The 25,893-nt window shown below is 52.0% G+C and carries 24 protein-coding genes and 1 rRNA gene; 18 read left to right on the top strand and 7 right to left on the bottom strand.

All coding sequences use genetic code 11. The features are described from left to right. Positions 1-122 precede the first annotated feature (122 nt). The 5 genes from rrf to J2I47_RS09315 all read left to right on the top strand — a co-directional run bounded on the left by rrf (position 123) and on the right by J2I47_RS09315 (position 6,179). Positions 123-233, top strand: a 5S ribosomal RNA gene (gene rrf / locus J2I47_RS09335). A gap of 163 nt (positions 234-396) precedes the next feature. After that, positions 397-1,173 carry an outer membrane beta-barrel protein gene (locus tag J2I47_RS09330; protein WP_207364286.1) on the top strand — a complete coding sequence of 259 codons (777 nt, stop codon included), beginning with the start codon at positions 397-399 and terminating at the stop codon, positions 1,171-1,173. Positions 1,174-1,193: 20 nt separating this feature from the next. Further along, positions 1,194-2,693, top strand: a complete 1,500-nt coding sequence (gene glpK / locus J2I47_RS09325) for a glycerol kinase GlpK (RefSeq protein WP_207364285.1) — start codon at positions 1,194-1,196, stop codon at positions 2,691-2,693. Between the two features lie 70 nt (positions 2,694-2,763). Further along, positions 2,764-4,422, top strand: coding sequence for a GMC family oxidoreductase (locus tag J2I47_RS09320; RefSeq protein ID WP_207364284.1), 1,659 nt, complete (start codon positions 2,764-2,766; stop codon positions 4,420-4,422). Between the two features lie 56 nt (positions 4,423-4,478). Beyond that, complete coding sequence (locus tag J2I47_RS09315) at positions 4,479-6,179, top strand: hypothetical protein (RefSeq protein WP_207364283.1); 1,701 nt, start codon at positions 4,479-4,481, stop codon at positions 6,177-6,179. A gap of 34 nt (positions 6,180-6,213) precedes the next feature. Here the strand turns inward: J2I47_RS09315 and J2I47_RS09310 are convergent, their stop codons facing one another. Then, entirely contained in the window at positions 6,214-6,828 is a 615-nt protein-coding gene (locus J2I47_RS09310; RefSeq protein WP_207364282.1) for a hypothetical protein, read from the bottom strand. A gap of 79 nt (positions 6,829-6,907) precedes the next feature. Further along, entirely contained in the window at positions 6,908-7,531 is a 624-nt protein-coding gene (locus J2I47_RS09305) for an MgtC/SapB family protein (protein ID WP_207364309.1), read from the bottom strand. A 67-nt stretch (positions 7,532-7,598) separates the two neighbouring features. Between J2I47_RS09305 and J2I47_RS09300 the strand changes: the two genes are divergently transcribed. Both J2I47_RS09300 and J2I47_RS09295 read left to right on the top strand, forming a co-directional pair. Further along, the gene (locus J2I47_RS09300) at positions 7,599-10,598 is read left to right on the top strand and encodes an excinuclease ABC subunit UvrA (protein WP_207364281.1); all 3,000 of its coding nucleotides are present in this window, start codon (positions 7,599-7,601) and stop codon (positions 10,596-10,598) included. 168 nt (positions 10,599-10,766) lie between these two features. Beyond that, positions 10,767-11,447 (top strand): type 1 glutamine amidotransferase domain-containing protein, encoded by a 681-nt coding sequence (locus J2I47_RS09295; protein ID WP_207364280.1) that lies wholly within the window; start codon positions 10,767-10,769, stop codon positions 11,445-11,447. Between the two features lie 161 nt (positions 11,448-11,608). Here J2I47_RS09295 and rfbC read toward each other — a convergent pair whose 3' ends face one another. Then, positions 11,609-12,151 carry a dTDP-4-dehydrorhamnose 3,5-epimerase gene (gene rfbC, locus J2I47_RS09290; protein WP_207364279.1) on the bottom strand — a complete coding sequence of 181 codons (543 nt, stop codon included), beginning with the start codon at positions 12,149-12,151 and terminating at the stop codon, positions 11,609-11,611. Positions 12,152-12,248: 97 nt separating this feature from the next. Between rfbC and pyrF the strand changes: the two genes are divergently transcribed. Further along, positions 12,249-13,070, top strand: a complete 822-nt coding sequence (gene pyrF / locus J2I47_RS09285) for an orotidine-5'-phosphate decarboxylase (protein WP_207364278.1) — start codon at positions 12,249-12,251, stop codon at positions 13,068-13,070. Between the two features lie 129 nt (positions 13,071-13,199). Here the strand turns inward: pyrF and J2I47_RS09280 are convergent, their stop codons facing one another. Next, positions 13,200-14,252 carry a serine hydrolase domain-containing protein gene (locus J2I47_RS09280; protein WP_207364277.1) on the bottom strand — a complete coding sequence of 351 codons (1,053 nt, stop codon included), beginning with the start codon at positions 14,250-14,252 and terminating at the stop codon, positions 13,200-13,202. Positions 14,253-14,416: 164 nt separating this feature from the next. Between J2I47_RS09280 and J2I47_RS09275 the strand changes: the two genes are divergently transcribed. The 4 genes from J2I47_RS09275 (at position 14,417) to J2I47_RS09260 (ending at position 18,017) form a co-directional block, all read left to right on the top strand. After that, a complete protein-coding gene (locus J2I47_RS09275; RefSeq protein ID WP_207364308.1) occupies positions 14,417-16,405 on the top strand; it encodes an OPT family oligopeptide transporter in 1,989 nt (662 codons plus the stop codon). Between the two features lie 63 nt (positions 16,406-16,468). Beyond that, complete coding sequence (locus tag J2I47_RS09270; protein WP_510186171.1) at positions 16,469-16,690, top strand: DUF8507 family protein; 222 nt, start codon at positions 16,469-16,471, stop codon at positions 16,688-16,690. A 3-nt stretch (positions 16,691-16,693) separates the two neighbouring features. After that, positions 16,694-17,101 (top strand): putative toxin-antitoxin system toxin component, PIN family, encoded by a 408-nt coding sequence (locus J2I47_RS09265; RefSeq protein ID WP_207364275.1) that lies wholly within the window; start codon positions 16,694-16,696, stop codon positions 17,099-17,101. A gap of 34 nt (positions 17,102-17,135) precedes the next feature. Further along, entirely contained in the window at positions 17,136-18,017 is an 882-nt protein-coding gene (locus tag J2I47_RS09260) for a CE1 family esterase (protein ID WP_207364274.1), read from the top strand. Positions 18,018-18,128: 111 nt separating this feature from the next. Here J2I47_RS09260 and J2I47_RS09255 read toward each other — a convergent pair whose 3' ends face one another. Further along, entirely contained in the window at positions 18,129-19,049 is a 921-nt protein-coding gene (locus tag J2I47_RS09255; protein WP_207364273.1) for a PfkB family carbohydrate kinase, read from the bottom strand. Positions 19,050-19,211: 162 nt separating this feature from the next. Between J2I47_RS09255 and J2I47_RS09250 the strand changes: the two genes are divergently transcribed. Further along, entirely contained in the window at positions 19,212-19,718 is a 507-nt protein-coding gene (locus tag J2I47_RS09250) for a hypothetical protein (RefSeq protein ID WP_207364272.1), read from the top strand. A 73-nt stretch (positions 19,719-19,791) separates the two neighbouring features. Here the strand turns inward: J2I47_RS09250 and J2I47_RS09245 are convergent, their stop codons facing one another. Both J2I47_RS09245 and J2I47_RS09240 read right to left on the bottom strand, forming a co-directional pair. Next, positions 19,792-20,460, bottom strand: a complete 669-nt coding sequence (locus J2I47_RS09245; RefSeq protein ID WP_207364271.1) for a GNAT family N-acetyltransferase — start codon at positions 20,458-20,460, stop codon at positions 19,792-19,794. A 98-nt stretch (positions 20,461-20,558) separates the two neighbouring features. Continuing rightward, positions 20,559-21,764: a hypothetical protein gene (locus J2I47_RS09240; RefSeq protein ID WP_207364270.1), complete on the bottom strand. Its 1,206-nt coding sequence runs from the start codon at positions 21,762-21,764 to the stop codon at positions 20,559-20,561. A 141-nt stretch (positions 21,765-21,905) separates the two neighbouring features. On the opposite strand from J2I47_RS09240, the gene cysS reads away from it, so the two are divergent. The 5 genes from cysS (at position 21,906) to J2I47_RS09215 (ending at position 25,879) form a co-directional block, all read left to right on the top strand. After that, positions 21,906-23,396, top strand: a complete 1,491-nt coding sequence (cysS, locus tag J2I47_RS09235; RefSeq protein WP_207364269.1) for a cysteine--tRNA ligase — start codon at positions 21,906-21,908, stop codon at positions 23,394-23,396. Next, positions 23,396-23,824 (top strand): element excision factor XisH family protein, encoded by a 429-nt coding sequence (locus J2I47_RS09230; protein WP_207364268.1) that lies wholly within the window; start codon positions 23,396-23,398, stop codon positions 23,822-23,824. Before cysS ends, J2I47_RS09230 begins: the two co-directional genes overlap by 1 nt. After that, positions 23,803-24,153, top strand: a complete 351-nt coding sequence (locus J2I47_RS09225) for an element excision factor XisI family protein (protein ID WP_207364267.1) — start codon at positions 23,803-23,805, stop codon at positions 24,151-24,153. The genes J2I47_RS09230 and J2I47_RS09225 overlap by 22 nt, the downstream gene beginning before the upstream one ends. Before the next feature lie 106 nt (positions 24,154-24,259). Further along, a complete protein-coding gene (locus tag J2I47_RS09220) occupies positions 24,260-25,279 on the top strand; it encodes a M28 family peptidase (RefSeq protein WP_207364266.1) in 1,020 nt (339 codons plus the stop codon). A gap of 27 nt (positions 25,280-25,306) precedes the next feature. Next, positions 25,307-25,879 (top strand): hypothetical protein, encoded by a 573-nt coding sequence (locus tag J2I47_RS09215; protein ID WP_207364265.1) that lies wholly within the window; start codon positions 25,307-25,309, stop codon positions 25,877-25,879. Positions 25,880-25,893: the final 14 nt, after the last annotated feature.

Raw genomic sequence — 25,893 nt, 5'->3', positions numbered from 1 at the left:
AGTACAACTTCAGTCATACTGACACTTTATATTGCTACGCTATTTTGTGTGATTATGTTTTCTTCCCAGTAGTGACAAGACACTGGTCTTTGCGTAGCGATGGTTACGCTAATGACAACTTGGTTGGTGGCAACGGGCGGGTGAACACCTTTTCCCATTCCGAACAGAGCCGTTAAGCCCCGCACTGCCGATGGTACTGGTGTCACGACCGGGAGAGTAGGCGGCCGCCACCTTGTCTTTTATAAAGCTCCTCTGCCCAGGCAGAGGAGCTTTTTTTATGCCTAGTTTTCGTAGATAGATTTAATAAAGACGGTTTGCGACTTAAGAAAAGTACTTAGAAAGTATCAATGTATGTGAAAAAAAGGTAAGCTTTGGTTTCCGTAACCTAACCTTATCATGAAGCTAATTATAAGACTACTAGTGTTTTGTACAATATTCCCAATCGACGCGAATGCCCAAGGGTACTTGTCTCAGTGGCGTGAAAATACTGGTGATTTATATATTGGATTTGCCACATCTACAAGTCGCTATTGTGGTGATCTCAATGAACGCTACAACATCGCTCATTTGCAGCTTGGCTGGGGCGTAAGCGGTCTTGTACAGTATCGGATTGATGAGTATTTGAGTTTGAGGGTTGATGCAGGTTTGACGCAGTTGAGGGGAGATCAACAGTATACCAAGAACAAGCTCAACAATTTATCTTTTTCATCCGTCAACTCGTCTGTTTCAGCTGGTCTGCGCGTTGATTTTCGTTCGGCAGATTATCCCCAGTACAATATTCCGTATGCATGGCTAAGTTTTGGTGTCACAAGTATAAACCCCACTACATTATACAACGGTCAACGGGTTTCGTTGATTGATTTAAAAACCGAGAATGTAGATTATGCTGGCTGGGCCGGGCTTATTGCGTATGGGGTTGGTATGCCCTTTCGGGTAAATAAAAATATTCAAATTCGTTTAGAAGGCCGGTATACGCACGTCTTGAGTGATTACCTTGATGATGTGAGTACAGTCTACGTTGACAAGTCAAGCGGGTCTTTTTTGGCACAAAAGCTAGCCGACAGACGGCTGGAAGTAGACCTTGTCTCCAACCGAATAGGTACTCAGCGAGGTGATCCTAATTATAACGACGGTTATTTTCTGCTTTCTTTACAGGTCGTTTACAAGAATTAATCTGTCTAAACCGCTATATCATGGCTTCTTACATTGCAGCAATTGACCAGGGGACAACCAGTACGCGCTGCATGATTTTTAATCAAAAAGGTACCGTTATTTCGGTGGCTCAAAAAGAGCACACACAATATTATCCTAAACCAGGTTGGGTAGAACATGATCCTGACGAAATATGGCGTAACACATTAGAAGTTATTGCCAAAGCACGGATTGATTTAAATCTACAATTGAAAGACGTTGCTGCGCTCGGTATCACCAATCAGCGCGAAACGACGGTAGTCTGGAATAAATCTACGGGTAGACCCTACCACAATGCGATAGTGTGGCAGGATATGCGCACGGCCGATGACGTAGCTGCTTTTTCTGCTGATGGCGGAATCGATCGCTTTCGTGAAAAAACGGGCCTGCCACTCGCTACTTATTTTAGTGGGCTAAAGCTGCGCTGGCTATTAAACAACGTGCCTGGACTAAGTGAAGATGCCCAAAAGGGTGAAGCGCTGTTTGGTAACATGGATAGCTTCCTGATCTGGCATCTTACGGGTGGCGTTCAGGGAGGAAAGCACCTAACCGACGTTACCAATGCCAGTCGGACACAACTGATGAACCTGCACACCATGGCCTGGGATGACGAACTGCTGAAGACACTCTCGATTCCACGCGCCATGTTACCTGATATCAGACCCAGTAGCGGGCTATTTGGCGAAGTGAAATCGGAAGTGATGCCGGGGGTGTCTATCACTGGTGTGCTCGGCGATCAGCAGGCGGCACTGGTCGGACAAACTTGTTTTGAGCCAGGGCAGGCTAAAAATACGTATGGCACAGGTTGCTTTCTATTGCTGAATACCGGCACTGCCATTCGGCCATCGACGTGCGGGTTGCTGACCACAGTAGCCTATCAGTTTGGCAACGAGCCACCCCATTATGCCCTGGAAGGAAGCGTGGCTATTGCAGGGGCTTTGGTGCAGTGGTTGCGCGATAACCTGGGGATTATTCAGACAAGTGCCGATGTACAAACCCTGGCTGCCGAGGTAAAAGATAACGGTGGAGCCTATATTGTACCCGCTTTTTCTGGTTTATATGCCCCCTACTGGAAGAGTAATGCGCGTGGCGTCATGGCAGGCTTAACTGGTTTTGTGACCAAACAGCACATTGCGCGCGCAGTGCTCGAAGCTACCGCCTTTCAGACATATGACGTATTGAAAGCAATGGAAGAAGATTCGGGTGTGACGTTGAAAGCGCTACGGGTTGACGGGGGCATGGTAGTCAACGACTTGTTGATGCAATTTCAAGCCGATATTGCCAACGTACCCGTAGATCGACCCATTGTTACCGAAACGACTGCCCTTGGTGCGGCCTATGCCGCAGGACTGGCAGTAGGCTACTGGGCTTCCAAAGCCGATTTAACGACCAATTGGGGCATTGATACAACCTTTACGCCCGTCATGCAGGCAGCACAGCGTGAACAGCTTCTAACGTCCTGGCATAAGGCAGTACAGCGATCATTCGATTGGATAGATTAACCAGCACCTACTTGTGACCTGCCATGTTTTGATTAAATTGATGAAATTTTAGTACGAAAAAAAGATAACGATGTCGTACGACTATATCATCATCGGGGCCGGATCAGCTGGGTGTGTATTGGCCAACCGGTTGTCGGCGGAGGCTGGTGTGTCGGTGCTTTTGCTGGAAGCGGGAGCACCAGACAAGAAACTGGAAATTCACATTCCGGCTGCTTACAGCAAACTCAACCGAACGTCGGTGGACTGGGCCTACTGGACTGAGCCACAGGAACACGTTGACGGGCGGCGAATGTATCTTCCCCGCGGTAAGACATTGGGGGGCAGTAGCTCAACCAATGCAATGGCCTATATCCGTGGTAACCGGACTGATTATGATGCCTGGGAAGCGCAGGGAAACGCTGGATGGGCTTATGATGCTATCCTGCCCTATTTCAAACGGTCGGAACGTAACGAGCAGCTAGCCAGGCTCAATGCTACGTATCATAGCGGTGATGGCCTGTTGAACGTGACCTATGCTACCCGGTTTAAAACGCCGCTGGCCGATGCATTCGTGGCTGCCTGCATGGAAACGGGTATTCGGGAGAACCATGACTTTAATGGAGCTGAGCAGGAAGGAGCCGGATTGTTTCAGTTCACGATTAAAGACGGAAAGCGGCACAGCACCGCCACTGCCTTCTTGAAGCCCGCACTGAAACGGCCTAATCTGACCGTGCGTACGCAAGCGCATACCAAACGAATTGTACTTGACAACGGCCGTGCGGTAGGGGTGGAGGTATTTACCGGAAAACAGACCACCGAAACTATCCGGGCCAACCGTGAAGTGATCCTTTCGGCAGGTTCATTTAATTCGCCGCAGACACTGATGCTGTCGGGGATTGGCGCGGCGGATGAGTTACGACGGCACAGGATCGACGTACAGTTGGATTTACCAGGTGTAGGGCAGAACCTGCAGGACCATTTATTTGCGGGCGTGAGCACACTGGCCAGTAGCCTGATAGGGTCGAACAATTGGCTGCGACCACACAAACAGTTGCAGGGATTATGGCAATTTCTGACAGCTAAAACAGGGCCGCTCACGATTAGTCCGCTGGAAGCCAATGCCTTTGTGCGCACCGAAGCTCAGTTGACGCAGCCTGATCTGCAACTGCATTTCGCGCCTATCCACGTGGGTGATACCTACGAGGCTGATTTCTACGATATCAACACGTTTCCGAAAAACGCGGATGGGTGGTCTATTTTGCCCACGCTATTGAAACCTACCAGTCGGGGTTATGTGGGGCTGCGGTCAGCGAATGCCCTGGATGCTCCCGTAATTCAGCCCAATTTCATGTCGACAGATAAAGACCGGCAGCTGCTCCTGACGGGGACTAAACTGGCCATGGAAATAAATCAGGCCACTGCGTTCAGCCAGTTCCGGCAGCGGGCACTGATACCGGCTGAGTTGGCATCGGACGATGAGTTAATGGCACATATCAGAAAGATTGTTGAAACGGTATATCACCCGGTGGGCACCTGCCGGATGGGTTCTGACGAAGGTTCAGTGGTTAATAGCCAACTACAGGTGCGGGGTATAGAGGGCTTGCGTGTGGTCGACGCGTCGATTATGCCGACAATTGTTTCGGGCAATACGAACGCGCCTGTTATTATGATCGCGGAAAAAGCCGCCGACCTGATTTTAGGTCGGGAGTTGGCCAAGGCAGTGAATCGGCAAACAGCCACAATGACGTAGGAAATCCTGTTGTCAATACCGTTACTTTTGGGGCTGCAAGGCCCCTTTTTTTGTGCATGAGTTATTCCCCACACGTACCCACCCGCACTGCTGACCGACTGGTTATTGGTCTGATAGCTCTGCTGGTGGCTCTTTTTTATGCGGCTATTTACCGGTATGCCATCAACGTACCGGTTGTAGACGACCTACTCTATATCGACAGTATCCGGCGCATCACCACGCCCGGCACGTCTTTATCCGAAATAGCGCGCGTGTTGGTAGAGCAGCATAATGACCACCGTATCCTGCTGTCACGGCTGATCGTACTGGCCGATTATTGGCTGGAAGGGCAAGTCAATTACCGAACGCTGGCCTTGGCAGGTAGCCTGAGTGTAGTGGGGTTACTCTGGCAGCTGTACCGCATTTTTCGGGAGGCAGCGTTAGCGCTCTGGCTTGTACTACCTGTGGCATTGCTGCTGTTTCAACCGTCCTATCAGGAGGATGTCTGGGGTGTGTTATGCCTTCTACAACACACAGTGACCTTGTTTTTGACAGTTATTGTGTTTCGGCTGCTCGCGCGACCTGAACCGTCCGCGCAAATGGGCGCATTGGCACTGGGTGGACTGGTACTCTATTCGAACAGCAATGGCCTGTTTATGTGGATGGCAGCGGTTGTCCTGTTGCTGCTGTTGCAACGCTGGCGCTGGGCAATAGCCTGGGTAGTAGCAGGTGTTGTGTTTATTGGCCTCTATTTTGGCATTGACTATACCTTTGTCTCGAAAAACTCATTGGCGACGGCAGCCGAGCATCCTGGCTGGATTGTGAAAAGCATACTGAGTGCGGCGGGGGGCGCGGCCTATTTTGACGGGCGAAAATGGTTACTGTTGCCTGTGCTGCTAGTGGTCATGGTCCTGGGCACGGGGGTACTTCTTGTAATCGTGGTAAGTTGGCTACGGGCGCTGCTTCAAACCAAAAAAGTCATTTCTGGCCCAATGGTGCCGTTTTTGGGTATTGCGTTTGTATTACTCTGTAGCACAGGGGCGTCTGCACTAACCCGTAGCGACGGGGGGCTGATGGTGCCCGACCGGTACCAGATTTTTTGCATCAGCTACCTGATTGTGATTTACGGATTGCTGATTTTGCAACTGCCGAAACGCTGGATACCCGCCGTTGGTCTGCTGGGTATTGGTTTCACAGGCTGGCTCTGGCTGAATGCATGGCTGTATTACGGTCCGTTGCTGAGCGAACGATACAACCGGCTGGTGGCCGAAGGCATGGCGCTGAAACACTATCATTATTCGGTGATGAGCCAGACGTTTGGTCTTGACCAGGATTGGCAGCGGCGCTGGGAAATGGCCATGAGCCGGGGTATTTACCAGGTGCCCGATTTACCCGAAATATGGGGCGTTGAGGTTGCGCTAAAAGCCCCTCCCGTCGTTGATTCAACTACCCGGTTTGCCACCCGTACCGAGCGGCTGGGCTTTCTGAATAGTGACGCCCTGTTTTTCCAGCAGGACACACTGCCTACGCCCCGGTTTCTATTCCTGCGTTCAGTCGGCAACTGGTATCTTCTGCCCGCTCAATCTTCACCCCGGCCTATTCTGAAGCCGTGGTTACCCGCCCGAGGGGCCAAATCGATGGTTGTGCCGGTGATGCTGAAACCGGGCATTTATCAACTAGGATGGATAAGACAGACGCCAACTGGCTGGCATTCAACGGTCAGCACACAGACAATAGCTATTTCTGACAGGCCTCAAACAACAAGAGCCACTCACTGAGTGGCTCTTGTTGTTTGAGGGATACTTCAACAAATCAGAAAAACGAGATGCGAATTGTATAAGGCTGATTACCAAAAAGCAGATAATTGTCTGCATTATTGGCGTAGTTCAGGTTGTATAGAAATGACAAATTCGCGGCAAACAACCGGCCAATAGGCTGTGAATACGTAGCGCCAACCCAGGTGGCCGTTGCCGAACCCGTAGTGCGCCCGTTGACGGTAAGCTGATCTGTGGTGCTATACGAACGCTGGTCGAGTTCGACGTGTGCGTACAGGTTTGGCAGGATCGACGGGATGATTTCGTACATGGCGAAAGCCCGGCCTGAATACTGGTTCAGGTTACCACCGAAATAGTTTTTGTAATTCGAGTACGTATACCCCACGCCTACACCCAACACCAGGTGTTCGCTTGCCTGATAAGCCACCACGGGCGACACGCCAATACTAAACGGGTTGAATTGTAGCGCTGAAATCCCCCCGCCAAACCGCAGTCGGTCTTTGAAAGGCAGTGGATTGCCTTCCGGCGTTTGTGATTTAAGCGGGCTTTGGCCCTGTTCGCGGCGCTCTTCGGGGTCTTCCGAAATTTGGCCGTAGGCAACGCCGCTGCTCAACAATGATATAAACAGCAGTAAACGATAGATGGATCTCATGGTTGTCCGCCGGGGCGGTTATTAGTCAAAAATCAAGATGAATAACGTCAGACATATGGTCTTTCGCATGAAGGTGGGGTTAAAACACAAACTCCTTTACGTCGGGGTCATTAAGAAGGCGCTTAATGCATTTCTCGTGCGCTTTCTCGGGACCAGACACCTTCCAGCGACCGCTTATTTCGTTGCCAATGCGCTGCTGTGGACCCCGGCTTGGCGACAGGCCCGACTCGATAAATATACGTTCGTACTGGTTTAGAGTCTTGTTCTTATACGCTGTAACAACCTTATATTCACGTGTTTGGTTTAGCCGGGCTATGCGGTAAGAGAGCTTGCTCAGAAACAGCAACGACCCCATGATAAGCACGAAACCAACCAGTGCAATATCGTAATAGCCCCCGCCGATACTCATGCCCAGTGCCGACACGGCCCAGACAGTGGCGGCGGTGGTGAGGCCCTTTACGCGGCTCTCTTCCTTGAAGATAATGCCTGCCCCCAAAAAGCCGATGCCCTGCACAATGTTGGCCGCAATGCGGCTGTCGCCGAAGCGGGTTGAGATCATGGTGAACAGGGCTGCACCCACGCAAATCATAATCATGGTGCGGAATCCAGTGGCCTTGGATCGGTACTCGCGCTCGGCACCAATCAGCCCGCCAATAAGCAGGGCCGCCAGCAACCGGTACATATCTTCCTGGTAGAATGACATTGGTGAAATAGAACCTACCGCCGTGAATTTCCGTTGAAAATTAGATAAGGTTACCCCAATCCAACGCATGATGCAAACTAATGAAACCGACGTTTTGCCAGCAGTACAAAACGATTCGGTTGATCACCTCGACCCTAAGCAGTTCATCATTATTAAGGGGGCGAAGGTACATAATCTGAAGAATATTGACGTGGCCATTCCCCGCAACAAGCTGGTAGTGGTCACGGGCTTATCGGGGTCAGGCAAATCATCGCTGGCGTTTGATACGCTCTTTGCCGAAGGGCAGCGCATGTATGTGGAAAGCCTCAGCAGCTATGCCCGGCAGTTTCTGGGCCGGATGGAAAAGCCGGAGGTGGAATACATCAAGGGTGTGTCGCCGGCCATTGCCATTGAGCAAAAAGTGACTTCACGCAACCCGCGCTCTACCGTGGGCACGTCGACAGAGATCTACGATTATCTGAAACTGCTGTTTGCCCGGGTAGGCATCACCTACTCGCCTATTTCGGGGGGTGAGGTGAAGAAAGATACCGTTACCGACGTGGTTAATTTCATCTTCGCCCAACCCGAAAATGAGCGGGTGCTGATTATGGCTCCGCTTCGTCCCCGCGAAGACCGAACCGTGGTCAGTGAGTTGAAAATCCTGCTTCAGAAGGGGTATTCCCGTCTGGTAGCTGATGGCGAAGTATTCCAGATTGAAGACCTTCTGGAAGGAGCTGGCAAACTAGCTGATGAAGGCCGAGAAGGTGATTTAGTCCTTGACTTGTTGCCATCGCCCGATGCGACGTTGGAAATCCTGATTGATCGGGGTACGGTTATTTTTGATGAAAGTGGCCAGCCCGACGAGGAAACGCAATATCGCTACTCCGATTCGGTGCAGACTGCCTTCAGCGAAGGTGACGGTTCGTGCCGGGTGCAGGTGGTTGGGTCAGGCGAGTCGCGCACGTTTTCGGACCGGTTTGAACTCGACGATATCGCTTTTGAAGAGCCGAGCGTAAACCTGTTCACGTTCAATAACCCCTACGGTGCCTGCCGCCGTTGCGATGGCTTCGGTAAGGTATTGGGCATTGACCCCGACCTGGTTATTCCCGACAAAAATCTGTCGATTTTTGAGGGAGCCATTGCGCCCTGGCGAAGTGAAAAAATGAGCGAAGAGTTCATGAAACCCCTGCTCCGCAACGGTATTCGGTTCGACTTTCCCATTCATCGCCCCTATAAAGAACTGACGCCTCAACAGCAGGAACTGCTCTGGACGGGCAACAGCTATTTTACGGGTCTGAACGGCTTTTTCGACTTCGTAGAAAGCCAGTCGTTTAAGGTGCAGTACCGGGTAATGATGTCGCGCTACCGGGGCAAAACCGTCTGCCCCGAATGTCGCGGGTCACGCCTGCGCCGCGACGCCAGCTTCGTGAAAGTAGGTGGTAAGAGCATCACTGACCTCGTGCTGCTCCCCCTGGCTACCACAGCGCAGTTTTTCCGTGACCTCCAACTGCCCACCAACCTGCGCCGCGTGGCCGACCGGATTCTGGTTGAAATCCAGAATCGCCTCGACTACATGGAGCGCGTAGGGCTGGGGTATCTGACCCTTAACCGACTCACAAACAGCTTGTCGGGTGGTGAATACCAGCGCATTAAGCTGGCTACGTCGCTTGGTTCGGCATTGGTGGGGTCGATGTATATTCTGGATGAACCCAGTATTGGCCTGCACCCACGCGACACGCAGCGACTGGTGAGTGTGCTGGAAACCCTCCGCGACATGGGCAATACCGTGATTGTGGTGGAGCATGAAGAAGAGGTCATGCGCGCCGCTGATCAGATCATCGACATCGGCCCCGAAGCCGGTAGCGGCGGCGGTAACCTGGTCTGGCAGGGAACGTGGGAGGAAATTGAAGGAGGAAAGGAGGAAAGGAGAAATGGAGAAATGGGTTATGGCCATGGTAACGCAGAGCAAACTCGTTCCTCCGTTCCTCCCTTCCCCCTTTCCTCTTTTCCTTCCTACACCCTCGACTTCCTCACGGGGCGCGAGAAAATGGACGTGCCCACGTATCGGCGTGTGCCGACGCATTGGCTGGAGCTGACGGGTGCCCGCGAGAACAACCTCAAAGACGTCGACGTGAAGTTTCCGCTCAACACCATGGCCGTAATCACGGGTGTGTCGGGGTCGGGTAAGTCCACCCTGATTCGGCGGGTACTGTTTCCGGCCTTGTGCCGACTGAAAGGTGACACGGGCGAAGAGGCGGGCAAATACACCGAGTTGAAAGGGTCGCTGGATCGGATTTCGGCCATCGAAATGATCGATCAGAACCCCATTGGTAAATCGAGCCGGTCGAACCCGGTTACGTATATCAAAGCCTATGATTACCTCCGGCAGGTTATGGCCGATCAGCCTGTTTCAAAAGCAAGGGGCTACAAACCAAGCCATTTTTCGTTCAACGTCGATGGTGGGCGTTGCGAGGTTTGTCAGGGTGAAGGCGAGGTAAAAGTGGAGATGCAGTTTATGGCCGACATCTACCTGAAGTGCGAAGGTTGCAACGGCAAACGCTTTAAACAGGAGGTGCTGGAGGTAACGCTTTCGGACAAAAACGTGTCGGATATTCTGGACATGACCGTTGATCAGGCCGTTGACTTTTTCAAAACCGCTGACCCCAAAATGGCCGACAAACTCGCTCCGTTGCAGGCAGTGGGCCTGGGCTATATCGGCTTGGGGCAATCGGCCAATACGTTGTCGGGTGGAGAGGCGCAACGGGTGAAACTGGCGTCGTTTTTGGGCAAGGGCAACCCAAACAAGGGTCAGACGCTCTTTATTTTCGACGAACCCACCACGGGCCTGCACTTCCACGACATCCGTAAGCTGCTCAAAGCCATCAACGCGCTGGTGGATCAGGGTGATTCGGTCATCATCATCGAGCACAACATGGAGGTGATCAAATCGGCCGACTACGTCATTGACCTGGGTAAAGAAGGCGGCGATGCCGGTGGGTACGTTACCTTCACCGGCACCCCCGAACAAATGGTGAGGCTGCAAGAAGGGGTGAGCTACACGGCTGACTTTTTGAAGGGGAAGGTTTGAGTTTAAGGTTTAATGTCTAAGGTCTAACGTTGCTTTGCCGGTCCGCCGCTTACCGAATCGGTGCGGCATCTCCCGTTTACCATGCGAAGCAACTTTAGACCTTAGACATTAAACCTTAAACTCAAACCTTCCCTATCTTGCCACTCCCATCTGACTAGCTCGCTGCGTATGAAAGCCCTGATCGTTTGCACCAACCACACTGATTACCCCACCAAGCCCCAAAAAACGGGTCTGTGGCTGAGCGAGGCCACCCATTTCTACGACGAATTGCAGGATCGGAATATTCAGTTCGATTTTGTCAGCCCCAATGGCGGGCCTATTCCGCTCGACGAGCGTAGTATAGAATCGCGCGATACGACCAACGAGAAATGGATGCATAACCCGGCGTTTCAGGAGAAACTGGCCAACTCTCTGCGTCCCGATCAGATCAATCCGGCTGATTACCAGATCATTTACTTTACTGGTGGACACGGTACGATGTGGGACTTTCCGGATAATGCCACGCTGCAATCCATTACGCGCTACATCTACGAGCACGGCGGCATGGTGTCAGCGGTATGTCATGGGGTGGCTGGCCTGCTCAACGTGACGTTATCAGATGGTACTTCGTTTATCGCCAACAAGCAGGTGACGGGCTTTTCGAATATGGAAGAGAAAATCGTGCGGTTGGCCGAAGAGGTGCCGTTTTTGCTCGAAGATGCTCTCAAACAACGCGGTGCTATCTACAGCAAGGCGCTTATTCCATACATGCCCTATATTGAAGTAGATGAACGTCTGGTAACAGGCCAAAATCCCCTCTCGGCCCGGAAGGTAGGCCGCAAGGTGGTTGAAGAAATGTTTGAAAAGTAGAGGTGGCCCATCGTGGCCGCCCGCACTCGGAAGGACCGCTGATAGACGTAAAAGCGAAAGGTCGTTACCAATCTGTGTGAGATTGGTAACGACCTTTTTTGTATGATTATACTACGCGGCCACTGTCGTGCTCAAGATCGGGCGGCCACGACGGGTCGCCCCTACGAGACTTTTGCAAACAACGACTTGAACGTGGGCAGGATCAGGTCTTTTTCGGAGACGTTGGGGTTGGTGACGCCCCAGTCGATGCCCAGGTCGGGGTCGTTCCAGAGAATACCCCCTTCAGCCTGTTTGTTGTAGACATTGGTGCATTTATAGCTGAAAATGCTGTCTTCCAGCGCTACAAAGCCGTGGGCGAAACCTTCCGGCACCCACACCATATTGGCCAGGGCGGCGTCGAGTACAAATGTCTCGTGTTGCCCGAACGTGGCCGAATCGGGCCGAATGTCGACCACTACATCGAGTACCTTGCCCGTAATTACGCGGACGAGTTTGCCTTGTGCGAATGGCTCGCTTTGGAAGTGCAAACCGCGCAGTACGCCTTTTGTCGAGAATGACTGATTGTCCTGCACAAAGTCCATTGGCAACCCCAGTGAGGTGAACAGCGGCTTGTTGTAGGACTCGAAAAAGTGCCCGCGCTCATCGTGAAAAATGCGGGGTGTTAATTCGATGAGGCCGTCGATGGCCGTTGGACGTACTTGCATGGGTTATTTCGAGGACGAATCAATCGCAAAAATAGACTTCCCTGCCCTACGTTCGTACTTTTGATTGTGGAAAAGCAGTAAACACGGCCACATCCCTATGAATTATCAGGCACTCTCGGCACTTATTAAATCGAAAAAATCATACCTCTGTGTTGGCCTCGATACCGACCTGACGAAATTGCCAAAACACCTGCTGGACGATCCAGACCCTGTTTTTGCCTTCAACAAGGCCATCATCGACGCCACTGTCGAGTATGCAGTTGCCTATAAACCGAACATTGCTTTTTACGAAGCGCAGGGTCCGCGCGGTTGGGAAAGCCTGCAAAAAACCCTCGACTATATCCCTGATGATTGCTTCACTATCGCCGACGCTAAGCGCGGCGACATTGGCAATACCTCAGACCTGTATGCCCGTGCCTTTTTCGACAAAAGCGCCGCCGGTCTTGACTTCGACGCCGTCACCGTATCACCCTACATGGGGCACGATTCGGTGCTGCCGTTTCTGAATTACCCGGGCAAATGGGTGATCCTGCTGGCCCTGACGAGCAACGCCGGCAGTGCCGATTTTCAGCGACAACTCGTTGACAATGAAACGCAGGAATTGTACGAAACGGTTATCGAGAAAGCGCAGTCCTGGGCCACTCATGAGCAATTGATGTTTGTGGTAGGGGCCACCCAGGCTGAACAGATTGCCCACATTCGCGAGTTGGCCCCCCACCATTTTCTGCTTGTGCCGGGCGTGGGTGCGCAGGGCGGTTCGCTGGAACAGGTATCGAAAAACGGGCTTACCCCCGACGGTGGCCTGCTCGTCAATACGTCGCGTAGTATCCTCTACGCCTCATCAGGCCCCGATTTCGCCCAGGCCGCCGCCGCCGAAGCGAAGGCCATTCAGCAGGAAATGGCGGGATACTTAAAGTGAGTTTTCTATCTTCTGTTTGCTGTTTACTGTTTTTGTCATCCCGACAAAGGAGGGATCTACTTTCCTACAAATAGGCTTTGAATGAGGAAAGTAGATCCCTCCTTTGTCGGGATGACAAAAACAGTAAACTCACTTCACAATACTCCGAATAGCCTCGCGAATTTGCAGGCTGGCGGGTTGGGTGGTTTTAAAATCGGCGAAGGTGAAGATGATGCCGGCGGTTTTGGTTTTGTAGTTAATCCAGGGGTGGGTGCCAAATGCACCTGGACTACTGCTTTCAACCACTGCTCCAGAGCCATCGACCACATCGAGCCAATTGCCGATGCCGTAGCGCACGGGTGCCGTTTTGTAAGGCGAATACAGATTGGCCGGATAGGGCGTGTACTGAATCGTGGCATTGTTAGTCTGGTCAGTAATCAGCGTTTTCACGGCGGCTTCGCTTAGCACTCGTTTACCATTATAGAGACCGCTGTTCGTCAGCATTTCCAGAAAATTCAGGTAGCTCCGCGCCGACGTGACCACGCCACCGCCGATGAGTGGGTTGCCCGGATTGCCGGGGTTGTAAGTGGCCTGAAGTTCGCAGGGTGTGCCGATCTTCTCGTTGAACAGCGTCTGCCAGGCTTTTCCCGATACTACCTCGGCTACACGTCCGGCAATTTGCATACCCACCCCACCGTAGTAGAAAGTCGTGCCCGGCGCGTTGATGAGCTTGGTGTAAACGGCCAGTGAATCAACGGCTTGTGCAAGACTCAGCGTTCGGCTGTTTTCGTAGCCTTGTGGTGAGTCGCCGGGGAAACCGGAGGTGTGCGAAAATAACTGCCGGATGGTAATGTTGCCTTTTTTATACTTCGTGAAGATAGGCAGAAACCTCCCCAGCGTATCTGTCAGAGCCAGTTTTTGCTCATCGACCAGTGCCATGATCACAGCACCCGACAACCACTTCAATGCTGAGGCAATGTTGCGCGACGTGTTCTCATCGAAGACCACATTCTTTTTGTAGATAACCTGACCACTCTGAGACACCAAGACCGCCACACTGTTATTATACAAGCCAATATTGTCTGTAACCAGTTGATCAACAGCCTTGAAGTTATAGGCAACGGGGGGCGCCGGGGTTGGCGTAGTGGCCGTTTGGCGACAGGCAATCAGCAAGAGCAGCAAAGCAACAGCTAGTTTTTTCATGGGTATGGCCTAAGAACCAAATGATGCATTTTTCATTGACCGAGTTGCACCGCCTGTGCTTGGAATTACCATAAGGCGAAGCAACTTTGGACTTTGTACCATAAACTTTAAACTCCCTTTCCTTGTCCTACATCCCTGCATCTGAATCTCCTGCCGAATTGACGATGAAAGCCATCGTGGTGGGTGCGCTCTTTGGCGTGCTCTTTGGGGCTGCCACAGTCTATCTATCCCTCAAAGCGGGCCTGTCGGTGTCGGCATCGATACCCATTTCGGTGCTGGCTATCTCGTTGGGGCGGCGGTTTCTGGGTACTACCATCCTGGAAAATAACATCATCCAGACTACTGGTTCGGCCGGCGAAAGCATCGCGTCGGGGGTGGTGTTTACCATGCCCGGCTTTCTCTTCCTCACCGACGGCGCCTCTGCCGATTTCTTTAACTACTGGACTATTCTGACCCTTGCTATTGTGGGCGGGCTGGTGGGCACGCTCATGATGGTGCCCCTGCGTCGGTCGCTAATTGTGCAGGAGCACGACACCCTGCCGTATCCCGAAGGCACCGCCTGTGCTTCAGTACTTATCGCGGGTGAAAAAGGTGGCGACTTTGCCAAAACGGCCTATCTGGGGCTGGGCGTGGCTTTTTTATATGCCGCACTACAAAAAGTACTGCATGTGATTGCCGAAGTGCCGGTCTGGGCCACCAAGCAGGCCAACCGCTATTTCCCCTCGGCGCAGGTGGCGGGTGAGATCACGCCGGAGTACCTGGGCGTGGGCTACATTATTGGTTTTCGTATTTCGGCGGTGCTGGTAGGCGGCGGTTTTCTGGCGTGGCTGGGTATCATTCCGCTGCTGGCCTCAGTAGTGCCGGGTGAAACCATCGCCCTGCAGCTGAATAAACTCGGCTACCTCGCTGACCTCACCAAAGCGGGTGGTCCCGGCGGCTGGCACCCCGAAACCAAAACGTTTACCGATACTGCCGCCGCCATCTACCGCGCCTACATTCGCCAGATCGGGGCCGGGGCTGTTACGGCGGGCGGTTTTATGACCTTGCTGAAAACCATCCCGACCATCGTGTCTTCGTTTAAAGCGTCTATCGGAAAAGGAGCCGGTTCTAATGCCGAACTGGCCGGGCAACCCGGTGGCGTTTTGCGTACGGATCGAGAACTGAGTGGCCGCTTTGTCATTGTCGGCTGTGTGGTACTGGCCCTGCTGATGGTGCTGCTCCCCCAAATTCCCGGCGACACATATCTGACTAAGCTGCTGATTGCCATTCTGGTACTGGTATTCGGCTTTTTCTTTGTCACCGTTGCCAGCCGCATTGTGGGTTTGATCGGGTCAAGTTCGTCGCCGGTGTCGGGTATGACCATCGCCACCATTATGGGTACGGCTCTGATTTTCATTGGTATAGGTCTCACGGGGCGTACCTACGAACCCGCCGTACTGGTGGTGGGTAGCCTTATTTGCGTGGCCGCTGCCAACGCCGGGGCCACCTCGCAGGATCTGAAAACAGGCTACTTGGTGGGGGCCACGCCGCGGTCGCAGCAACTGGCCCTGCTGGTGGGCGTGGTGGTGTCGTCGCTGGTCGTGGGGGCCACGGTCAAACTTCTCGACATACCCACGCCTGACCTGGTGGCAAAGGGCATTACCCACGCCATTGGCACTGACAAGTTTCCCGCCCCGCAGGGTACGCTCATGGCGACGCTCATCAAAGGCCTGCTCTCGTTTAACCTCGACTGGCAGTTTGTGCTGGTGGGGGCTGTGCTGGCGTTTGTGTTTGAGCTGGTGGGCGTCAGTGCGTTGGCGTTTGCTGTGGGTCTATACCTGCCCCTGTCGACCACCTTGCCCATTTTTGCTGGTGGCTGCGTGAAAGCCTTCACCGACTGGCGCACCAAAAGCGCCAACAAATCGGTAGAGGACGAAGACCTCAGCCGGGGTAACCTTTTCGCTACGGGTCTGGTAGCGGGCGGTGCGCTGGCGGGGGTACTAGTAGCCCTGCTTTCCGTTAACGACAACGTATTCAACTCACTGGCCAGGCTCTCCCTTGAGCCTGCTTTAGCCAGCGTACTGGGCGAAGGTGGCTATATGCTGCTGGGTGCGCTGGCCTTTGTCGGTCTGGCCGTCATGCTGGGCCGAATTGGTGTGAGCAAACGGGAATAAACAAAGAATTGTTAGCGTAATTGCATATAACTACGTGTAATTACGCTAACAATATCTTTTGCCATGCTTACAACTGCTAACCGCCCCAATTCTGTGCAAGTATCACTTATGCGGCTCTTCGACAGGCCAATGCAGCCAGCCGAGTTGGATAAAGTGCACCAGCTACTAATGGACTATTACAGCGAGTTGATAGGAAATGAGGCTGACGAGATCATGCAACAGAAAGGCTATTCACAGGAAGATCTTGATCGGGTATTGAATCAATCGCGACGCACTGCTCAATAAACTATGCGTGTTGTCATTGATACAAACTGTCTGATCGCTGCTATCCCCCGCTTGAGTGACCACTATTGGCTGTATACTGCCTTCACAGAGCGTGCTTTTGACTGGGTGGTCAGCCAGGAAATTTTGACAGAGTATGAGGAAAAGTTGAGTGAATTTTACAGCCCTTCGCTTGCGCAAAACGTACTCAAACTATTGGCTTCAGCCCCTCACGTGATTCATGTGGAAGCTAGTTTTAAGTGGCTGATGGTAAGGAATGACCCTGACGACGATAAATTTGCTGACGTGGCCTTTGCTTCAGGTGCTGATTATTTGGTAAGCAATGACTCTGATTTCAATGTATTAAAAGAGCGAGAATATCCCCAAATTAATGTCATTCGCTTGGATCATTTTAAACACATATTGGCCCGTTAATGCAAGCCATTATTCTGACATCAGACAGCTAATTATGATAAAAATTAATAACAAACGGCTTGCTCTTTTCCTGCCTATCAGTCTGTTTCTTAACTACGCACACGCTCAAATTACTAAAGATTCCATACTGATTGAAAACAACTACCGGTCGTTTTACTACAACACACCAACCAGACCATTGCGTAAACCGAACCTTGTTTTCGTATTGCATGGGTCGGGTGGCAATGGGCGCGACATGATGCGTTCGGCGGTGGCGATGGACAGCGTAGCGCGGACCAACAACACGCTGGTGGTATATCCGTCGGCTTATAAAAATTATTGGAACGAGTGCCGCAAAGCGTCGCCCGCGCAGGCCAACGTAGAAGACGTTGACGAGCAGGCCTTTTTCGACGGCATGATTCAGCGGCTAAAAAAACGGTACGATGTAGATACCAAACGGGTCTTTGCCGTGGGTACGTCGGGTGGGGGGCATATGACCTACAAACTGGCCATGACCATGCCTGATGCCTTCCGGGCTATCACCGCCATCATTGCCAACCTGCCCGATTCTACCAATTTCGATTGCGTGGCAACGGGGCAACCCGTGGCAATCATGATCATTAACGGCACTCAAGACCCCATCAACCCCTATAACGGCGGGCCGGTTATTCTGGGTAAAAACATGAACATGGGCAACGTGCTCTCTACCGACCGCACGTTGGCATACTGGGCCGATTTAGCACAGTATAAAGGCCAGCCGACCCTGGAAAAACTCCCCGACACCGACCCCACCGATGGCCGCACCATCGAACGTTACACGTACCACGCTTCCGGCAAACCCGACGTGGTTCTCCTGAAAGTCATCGGCGGCAAACACGACTACCCCAAAGACATCGACGTGCACCTGGAAGCGTTGCGGTTTTTCCAGAAGCAATAGGAGTGAGTTTAACGTCCAATGTCTAAAGTTAGCTGACGCAGGCGTACTCTGGCCGTACCGGCGGACTGGTCAGCTAACTTTAGACATTGGACGTTAAACGTTAAACTCGCTTTACATGTCCACGCTAAACGCCGACAGCCGTACGAATTGGTTAACGCGCTCCTGGATTTCTTCTTTTGAGAGGTTCAGAATGCGTTCGGCACCGAACTTCTCGACGCAGAACGAGGCCATGGCTGAGCCGTAGATCACGGCGCGTTTCATGTTATCAAAAGAGATATCGTCGGTGTTGGCGAGGTGGCCGATGAAACCGCCCGCAAAGGTGTCGCCCGCGCCGGTGGGATCGAACACTTCTTCCAGCGGCAGGGCCGGGGCGGCAAAGATTCGGTCTTCGTGGAAAAGCAGCGCGCCGTGTTCGCCTTTTTTGATGATCACCGTTTTGGGTCCCATGGCCTTAATGGTGGCCGCCGCGCGTACCAGAGCATAATCGCCGGTGAGTTGGCGGGCTTCTTCGTCGTTCAGCACCAGCACATCTACGTCACGGAGCAGGGCTTTTAGGTCGGCGTTGGCAATCTCGATCCAGAGGTTCATGGTGTCCAAAACGATCAGTTTTGGGCGGTTTTTCATCCGCTTCACCACCATGTGCTGAATGGCCGGGGCGGTGTTGCCCAGCATCAGGTACTGGCAATCCTGGTATTGGTCGGGAATGATGGGGTCGAAATGTTCCATCACGTTCAACTGCACCTCCACCGTGTCGCGGGTGTTCATGTCATCGTGATACTTGCCCGACCAGAAAAACGTTTTCTCGCCCTGCCGAATCTCCAGCCCGTCGACGTTCACACCGTGGCTCACGAGCGTGTCGATCATGGATTGCGGGAAATCGTCGCCCACTACGGCCACGAGGTTATTGTCTTTGGTAAAATACGATGCCGAGAGGGTGATGTAGGTAGCGGCCCCGCCAATGATCTTGTCGGTCTTGCCGAAGGGGGTTTCCAGCGCATCAAACGCCACGGACCCAACCGTTAGTAAACTCATGCTGTGTGTCTTGATTGAAACGGCAAAGGTAAGGCAGGCGGGCGGGGTTATGAAGGGCGAGGTGGGCTTTGGAGTGACCAAAGGGGTTAACATCACTATTTTCTTCGTGACTTTATTATATATTGCCTTCACTTCAAACGCCCATACCAAATATACATCGCTATGAATGATTATAGTTTTGACCTACACAGACATAATTATGCAACTTGGACAGCCGCTAGGGCGGTACAGCGTAATTTTACCAATACAAAAAGTATCAAACATGCAATTAATGCTTCAGGTCTAAGAAATTTCGTAAAAAGCGACGAAATATATTCGATAGCCGAGTTTGACTCATTTCACAAATTTTGCGCTCAAGAAATTATAAACGAGTTTGGTAAAGTAGGAATTAGTGCTTCGTATGGACAGGCAGCTAAAATTATATCTATATATTTAAAAACTTCAGTAATCATTTGTAATTCAGGAAGTTGTACGAAGAGTGAGGTTATCCACCCTCCTATAGATAGAGTTTTATTGACAAATATCGCCGATAAAATAGATGGCTTAGGACACTTAAAACAAGTGAATTGGACTCAATTGAGTGAAGATTCTTATTGGATGCTTATTAAACAACTAAGAGCTAAAATAGATCCATTTAATTGGAGAGTTGAAGAATTTTGGTTTCCATAAATTAGATTCATTAAATAATGTTTTAGGATTTTTTTGTGTACTTTGTGAGCGTTAAAATTAAAAACTTAATGCTCTATTCCCGCATCAATTCCGCGGCTAATTCTTCTACCGTTTCCCACGAAAAGGGCAACCACCGGTCGCTGATGGTGTCGAGGACTTCAGTGGCCGATTCGGCGGCGGCGATCTTGTAGTCGAATTTGGGGTAGTAGCTCACCACGTAGCCGGGGTAATAGTAGTCGTATTGCTGTTGTTGGGCGAAGTTGATCTTCAGCAGCATCAGGTACTTACCCAGGCTATACCGCTTATAGTCAGGGTCATAGAAATTCATGATGCCTGCAATGGTCCGCATCCCTTTGTCGAAAATACCCGCTGCAATCAGCCGGTCACCATCGCGGACGTTCATCACGTAGGTATCAAACGTACTGCTGCTGGTGGGTGCTCCGTCGAAGAGCGAAGCCTCGACCGATTCGGGCGCGTCGAAGTCAATGCTGGCCCGGTAGCGGGCGTAGAGGCCGGTCAGCTCGCCGGTCAGCGTCAGGGGCGTTACCGATACCGAAAAGGCCTTATTACGGTTGATCAACTGCCGCTGGCTTTTGCCAAACTGCACCCGCCGGAGGTCGACCCGCAGCCAATGCACGGGGCAAACGGTATCGTCGAGCATCAGGTACTGGCACGTAAATACGTACTGGTGCATCCGAAAATACCCCCTGTCTAACGCTATATCGAGATGGCGACCAACCATGTTTGATAGTTTGTGTGTTTGTTCGTTTGGTTGTTGGCTGACGCATTAGCAATCCATGCGTCGGCCAACAACCAAACGAACAAACACACAAACAGCTTTCAGATTACTTTATGTCGTTTGAACTCAGCGTTGCGATCAAACAAATACCGGTAGGTGATATGGCGTTTGCTGATTTTGCCACCGAGCATTTTGGAGAAACGGATCATGCGCACGTTGAAATCGCCGATCCAGTTTAGCTCCAGGGCGTTGAACTGGTGCTTCTTGCCGCCCCATACCTCACGCGAAGGATACGCAATGGCAATAGCCGATTCAATACCTTTACCCTGAAAGTCGGGCACCACGCCGAAGATCACGCCAAAGGCTTTGTTGGTGGGTTTCAGTAGTTTATGATATAAAAACGTCAGCTTTCCGCGCAGGTTCATCTTACCGTTGACGTGCTTAAAATACTGATTTAGTTCGGGCAGCATAATGAAAAATGCCACCGGCTTTCGGGTTGGGCCGCTGCCGTGGTAGCCAAACCAGACCAGGTTTTCTTCCATCACCGGCTTCATTTGCTGCATCAGCTTCAGGGCCTTGTCGGTGGTCATGTCGGGCGTGCCCAGAATTTTGGCCCAGGCTTTGGTGTAGATTTCGGCGAAGTCGGCGGCGTATTGGGGCAGCTTGTCTTTCTGAATATGCTCGAACGTGTATTCGGGGTTATCGAGAATGGCCTGCGCCCGATCCAGCACTTTTTGCTGCATCCCGTTGGCCATCAGTTCGTCGTAGTTGATGGCTAATGAAAACGTGTGCTGCTGGAAATAATCCTGGAAGCCATACGCCTCGAAAAAGGGTACGTAGTAGGGCTTCGTGTAGGGCATGCCGTAGTTGGGCTCTTTGTCGAAACCTTCCACCAGCAGGCCCCACCACCGGTCGCGGTCGCCGAAATTAATCGGGCCTTCCATGGCTGCCATACCCCGCGCAGCCAGCCAGTCGCGGCAAGTATCGAAGAGAAAAAACGCGGCTTTCTGGTCGTCGATGCACTCAAAAAAGCCCATGCCACCGGTCGGTTGGTCTTTCTCGGCCTTTACTGTTTTGCCGTTCACAAATGCGGCCACGCGCCCGATGGTTTGTCCGGCCTCGTTTTTCAGCACCCACCGGATGCACTCGCCCGTTTCAAACAGCTTATTACGCTTCGGGTCGAATACACTCTCGAGGTCATCATCGAGCGGACGAATCCAGCAGGGATCATTCTTGTAAAGCCGAACGGGTAATTCGAGAAATTCCCGACGGAGGGCGGCATCAGTGCCTACTTCAAGCAATTGCATAGAGCAAAAATAGGGTTCAAGGTTCAAGGTCCAACGTTTAAGGTTACGCTACCGGAGCAACATCTCACCTAAGCTCGTACAACTTTGGACCCGTAGCGGCGGACCGCTTGAACCTTGGACCTTGAACCCTATTTTTGTTCCATGCAATCTCTTACGCTTTACAATACGCTTTCCCGGCAGAAGGAACGGTTTGAACCCATCAGTGCGCCCAACGTAGGACTCTACGTTTGTGGACCAACGGTGTATAACTATGTTCACCTGGGCAACGTCCGCACGTTCCTGTCGTTCGATACGCTGTTTCGCTATCTGACCCACATTGGCTACAAGGTGCGCTACGTCCGTAACCTCACCGACGTGGGTCACCTCGTAGGTGATAGCGACGAGGGCGAAGACAAGATTGGTCGGATGGCGAAGCTCGAAAAGCTGGAGCCGATGGAGATTGTACAGCGCTACACCCTCGATTTTCACAGCGTCATGGCGACCTTCAATGCCCTACCGCCGAGCATTGAACCCACTGCTACGGGCCATATGATTGAGCAGATCGAAGCGGTAAAAGCGTTGATCGACAAGGGATTGGCTTACGAATCGAACGGCTCGGTATATTTTGATATTGAGCAGTACAACCGTGAAGGGGGGCAATACGGCAAACTGTCGGGCCGAATTCTGGACGATCTGCTCAACGAAACCCGTGAACTTGACGGGCAGTCGGAGAAGCGCAACCCGCTCGATTTTGCGATCTGGAAAAACGCCTCGCCGGAGCATATCATGCGCTGGAAATCACCCTGGGGCATGGGCTTTCCGGGCTGGCACCTGGAGTGTACCTGCATGAGCACCAAGTATTTGGGTACGCAGTTCGATATTCACGGTGGGGGTATGGACCTGAAGTTTCCGCACCACGAATGCGAGATTGCGCAGGGCCACGGCCTCAACGATCACGACCCCGTACGCTACTGGATGCACTCAAACATGCTGACTGTGAATGGTCAGAAAATGAGTAAGTCGCTGGGCAACTCGTTCCTGCCGTCGGAGTTGTTTGCCGGTACGCACCCGCTGCTTGACCAGGCCTATTCGCCCATGACAGTACGGTTTTTCATGCTTCAGTCGCACTACCGCAGCACGCTTGACTTTTCGAACGAAGCGCTCAAAGCAGCCCAAAAAGGCTACCGGCGGCTTGTAAATGGCCTTCGGCTGTTGAAAGGTATGACGTTTGAGGCGGAAGAAGGGGCGGCTATTGACCACAAACACGGCGAAGAGATTACCCGCGACAGTCAGGCTCTGTACAACGCCCTAAACGACGACCTGAACACCGCCGTAGCTATTGGCCACCTGTTTAGCTTGCTGAAAAAAATCAATCAGCTCGACACTAAACAAGTATCGATGGGGCAGCTGGGCGAGGCCGCCTTCACGCAATTACAGACTACGTTCGTCCAGTTTTTTGAAGATGTGCTGGGCCTGAAAGAAGAAACCTCTCGTGATCAGACCGCGATGGTAAGCGGTATGCTGGACCTGTACCGGGAGTACAAAACCCAACGTCTGTACGACAAAGTGGATCAGGTACGTTCGTATTTCAAGAGCCAGGGTCTGGTCATCCGCGACATGAAACACCGCATCGATTGGGCGTACGAAGAGTAATGGCAAAGGACCTCTTTCACGAGGCCGTTCGGCAGGCCTTACTTACCGATGGATGGTCGGTTACGCATGACGGATACCGACTCATGACCGATTTGCTCAAAGATGCATTGACAGTGGATCTCGGTGCTGAGAGGCTGATTACCGCTGAACGAGGAATCGAAAAAATAGCTGTAGAGGTGAAAAGTTTCCTTGGTGATTCGCTGATCTACGATTTTCATAGTGCTGTAGGTCAGATGCTGGTATATCAGGTTAATCTCGATTTGCAGGAGCCAGATCGCCTTTTATACCTCGCCATCCCTGAACCAACCTACGAACGAATGAGCCGTCAGCGTGTTTTTGAGGTAGTTGCCGAGCGCTACAAGCTCAATTTTGTTGTTTACGAACCACTCAATAAGCAGATTGTGAAATGGATAGCGCACAACAAATAAGTCATTATGCCTTGATTATCAGCCAGTACTTGAGTGAACATCAAGATCAGGAAATCAGTGGTGAAGAGTATCGGCGGCTGGTTATCGCAGATCGTGACAATCATCATTATCAACTGGTAGCAGTGGGTTGGGCCACTCCTAGCCGATTCGTTGATACATTATTGATCCATATTCAACTAAAAGCAGACGGTAAAGTCTGGCTTTTGGAAAACACAACCGAACTACACGTCGCTGAAGACCTCGTAAACCGGGGCATTGCCAGAGAAGCTATTGTTTTAGGCTTCCACCCACCCCAGTACCGAGCTTTAACTGGCTACGCCGTAGCTTGATCAGGTACGTTCGTATTTCAAGAGCCAGGGTCTGGTTATCCGCGACATGAAACACCGCATCGACTGGGCGTATGAAGAATAGAGATAATTCATTGACAATCATGATATGACCAAATACATCCTTGCTGCTGCTTTGGCTGCTACCATCTTCGCCTGCGGCGACAGCGGCAAAAAATCAACGGAATCTACCTCGTCCGAGCCAGCTATGATGGCCGCACCTGCTTTTTCGGGCGATTCAGCCTACAAGAGTATTGAACAGCAACTGGCCTTTGGCCCGCGGGTACCCAACACCCCCGCCCACGAACGGGGGGGCGACTATATCGTGGCTAAGCTGAAATCGTATGGGGTAGAGATAATTGAGCAGCCTTTCACGGTGAAAGGCTGGGACGGCATCACGGTAAAAGGACGTAATATCATCGGCGTTATCAACCCCAGGGCCACCAAGCGTATCTTCTTCTCATCGCACTGGGATTCGCGCCGCTTCTCCGACCATGACAGCATTCCGGCCAATGTGAAGAAACCCGTGCCCGCCGCCAACGATGGAGCCAGTGGCGTGGCGGTGTTGCTCGAAATGGCCCGGACCATTCAGCAGGCTAAAACCAAACCCGCTGTAGGTGTTGACCTGATCTTTTTCGATGCCGAAGACTGGGGTGACGGCGACAAAGCTGTGGGTGATACCGAAGCGGCTAGTGGCCAGTTCGACTACATTGGCTTTTGCTTAGGTTCGCGGCATTGGGCCAAAAATCCGCACAAACCGGGCTACACGGCTTATTACGGCGTACTGCTCGACATGGTTGGTGCTAAAGGAGCCACGTTCCTGCGGGAAGGTTATTCTATGCAGTATGCCCCCAGCGTAGTGCAAACGCTCTGGAGCACCGCCAGCCGGTTGGGCTATGGCCAATACTTCCCCGAACTAAACGGCGGCCCCATCACCGACGATCACATGGCCCCCAACCTGATTGCCAAGATCCCCACCGTCGACATCATTCACCTTAGCACCGTCACGGGCAGCTTCTTCCCCGACTGGCACACCGCTGAAGATGACATGCGCAACATCGACAAAAACACACTGAAGGCGGTGGGACAAACGCTGTTGCAAGCCATTTACAACGAACAGGTGCAATAAGGGGTCAGCAAGGAAACAAACGAGTCTATGAAGCACTATGTCTACTCCTGCTGTTTCCTGATAATGGCTGTGCCCGTGTTGGCGCAACAAGCCGATTCGCTCGGGGTGCCTACAGACACAGTCGATTACTTGGGTGCTGCGCAAGAATTCGCTGCCAGGCAAGGACCCGCCGAATATGTTTTTTCGCTCATGAGCGTGTCTAAATACGCCTTTAAGTCAGGTAATTATCGCCTCACAGATCGGAATTTTCCGCTGCTGGACTCGCCCGATTCGCTGGTCAGTATACCCGCCAAACGCGCGCACCGACAGAGCCGAAGAGCACTCTTTACCAACATTGCTACAGTCGTTCCTTTGGTAGTCTTTATCTATTCAAGTACTCGACTTGCAGCATTACCTCTCACGGTGGCTTATGGACAGACGTATCAGCGTGACGACCCTAAACCATTATTAGTTGCATCGGGAGTCACTAGCCTGGCCGGAATTGGCCTTGGGGCTACATTCAATCTGGCTTCACTCATCAATGCGACGAAAGCAGTACGGCGGCATAATACCCAGTTTGGTCGCGGGGTGCCTACATTGTTTAACCCTAGAGGCCTGTAAATGGGTTGACTAAC

Source organism: Fibrella rubiginis, assembly GCF_017353185.1.
Classification (GTDB): domain Bacteria; phylum Bacteroidota; class Bacteroidia; order Cytophagales; family Spirosomataceae; genus Fibrella; species Fibrella rubiginis.
Note: the sequence above shows the minus strand (reverse complement) of the source record. Positions and strands in the feature narration are given on the sequence as shown.

What these genes read in the sequence shown, in the direction of transcription:
- J2I47_RS09245 (WP_207364271.1), bottom strand. Translation starts at nt 20,460, where the DNA reads ATGGTTGGTCGCCATCTCGATATAGCGTTAGACAGGGGGTATTTTCGG.
- J2I47_RS09265 (WP_207364275.1), top strand. Translation starts at nt 16,694, where the DNA reads ATGCGTGTTGTCATTGATACAAACTGTCTGATCGCTGCTATCCCCCGC.
- J2I47_RS09260 (WP_207364274.1), top strand. Translation starts at nt 17,136, where the DNA reads ATGATAAAAATTAATAACAAACGGCTTGCTCTTTTCCTGCCTATCAGT.
- rfbC (WP_207364279.1), bottom strand. Translation starts at nt 12,151, where the DNA reads ATGCAAGTACGTCCAACGGCCATCGACGGCCTCATCGAATTAACACCC.
- cysS (WP_207364269.1), top strand. Translation starts at nt 21,906, where the DNA reads ATGCAATCTCTTACGCTTTACAATACGCTTTCCCGGCAGAAGGAACGG.
- J2I47_RS09275 (WP_207364308.1), top strand. Translation starts at nt 14,417, where the DNA reads ATGAAAGCCATCGTGGTGGGTGCGCTCTTTGGCGTGCTCTTTGGGGCT.
- J2I47_RS09330 (WP_207364286.1), top strand. Translation starts at nt 397, where the DNA reads ATGAAGCTAATTATAAGACTACTAGTGTTTTGTACAATATTCCCAATC.
- J2I47_RS09230 (WP_207364268.1), top strand. Translation starts at nt 23,396, where the DNA reads ATGGCAAAGGACCTCTTTCACGAGGCCGTTCGGCAGGCCTTACTTACC.
- J2I47_RS09320 (WP_207364284.1), top strand. Translation starts at nt 2,764, where the DNA reads ATGTCGTACGACTATATCATCATCGGGGCCGGATCAGCTGGGTGTGTA.
- J2I47_RS09305 (WP_207364309.1), bottom strand. Translation starts at nt 7,531, where the DNA reads ATGTCATTCTACCAGGAAGATATGTACCGGTTGCTGGCGGCCCTGCTT.
- J2I47_RS09310 (WP_207364282.1), bottom strand. Translation starts at nt 6,828, where the DNA reads ATGAGATCCATCTATCGTTTACTGCTGTTTATATCATTGTTGAGCAGC.
- J2I47_RS09280 (WP_207364277.1), bottom strand. Translation starts at nt 14,252, where the DNA reads ATGAAAAAACTAGCTGTTGCTTTGCTGCTCTTGCTGATTGCCTGTCGC.
- J2I47_RS09220 (WP_207364266.1), top strand. Translation starts at nt 24,260, where the DNA reads ATGACCAAATACATCCTTGCTGCTGCTTTGGCTGCTACCATCTTCGCC.
- J2I47_RS09250 (WP_207364272.1), top strand. Translation starts at nt 19,212, where the DNA reads ATGAATGATTATAGTTTTGACCTACACAGACATAATTATGCAACTTGG.
- J2I47_RS09225 (WP_207364267.1), top strand. Translation starts at nt 23,803, where the DNA reads ATGGATAGCGCACAACAAATAAGTCATTATGCCTTGATTATCAGCCAG.
- J2I47_RS09270 (WP_510186171.1), top strand. Translation starts at nt 16,469, where the DNA reads ATGCTTACAACTGCTAACCGCCCCAATTCTGTGCAAGTATCACTTATG.
- J2I47_RS09315 (WP_207364283.1), top strand. Translation starts at nt 4,479, where the DNA reads ATGAGTTATTCCCCACACGTACCCACCCGCACTGCTGACCGACTGGTT.
- glpK (WP_207364285.1), top strand. Translation starts at nt 1,194, where the DNA reads ATGGCTTCTTACATTGCAGCAATTGACCAGGGGACAACCAGTACGCGC.
- J2I47_RS09240 (WP_207364270.1), bottom strand. Translation starts at nt 21,764, where the DNA reads ATGCAATTGCTTGAAGTAGGCACTGATGCCGCCCTCCGTCGGGAATTT.
- J2I47_RS09300 (WP_207364281.1), top strand. Translation starts at nt 7,599, where the DNA reads ATGATGCAAACTAATGAAACCGACGTTTTGCCAGCAGTACAAAACGAT.
- J2I47_RS09295 (WP_207364280.1), top strand. Translation starts at nt 10,767, where the DNA reads ATGAAAGCCCTGATCGTTTGCACCAACCACACTGATTACCCCACCAAG.
- J2I47_RS09215 (WP_207364265.1), top strand. Translation starts at nt 25,307, where the DNA reads ATGAAGCACTATGTCTACTCCTGCTGTTTCCTGATAATGGCTGTGCCC.
- pyrF (WP_207364278.1), top strand. Translation starts at nt 12,249, where the DNA reads ATGAATTATCAGGCACTCTCGGCACTTATTAAATCGAAAAAATCATAC.
- J2I47_RS09255 (WP_207364273.1), bottom strand. Translation starts at nt 19,049, where the DNA reads ATGAGTTTACTAACGGTTGGGTCCGTGGCGTTTGATGCGCTGGAAACC.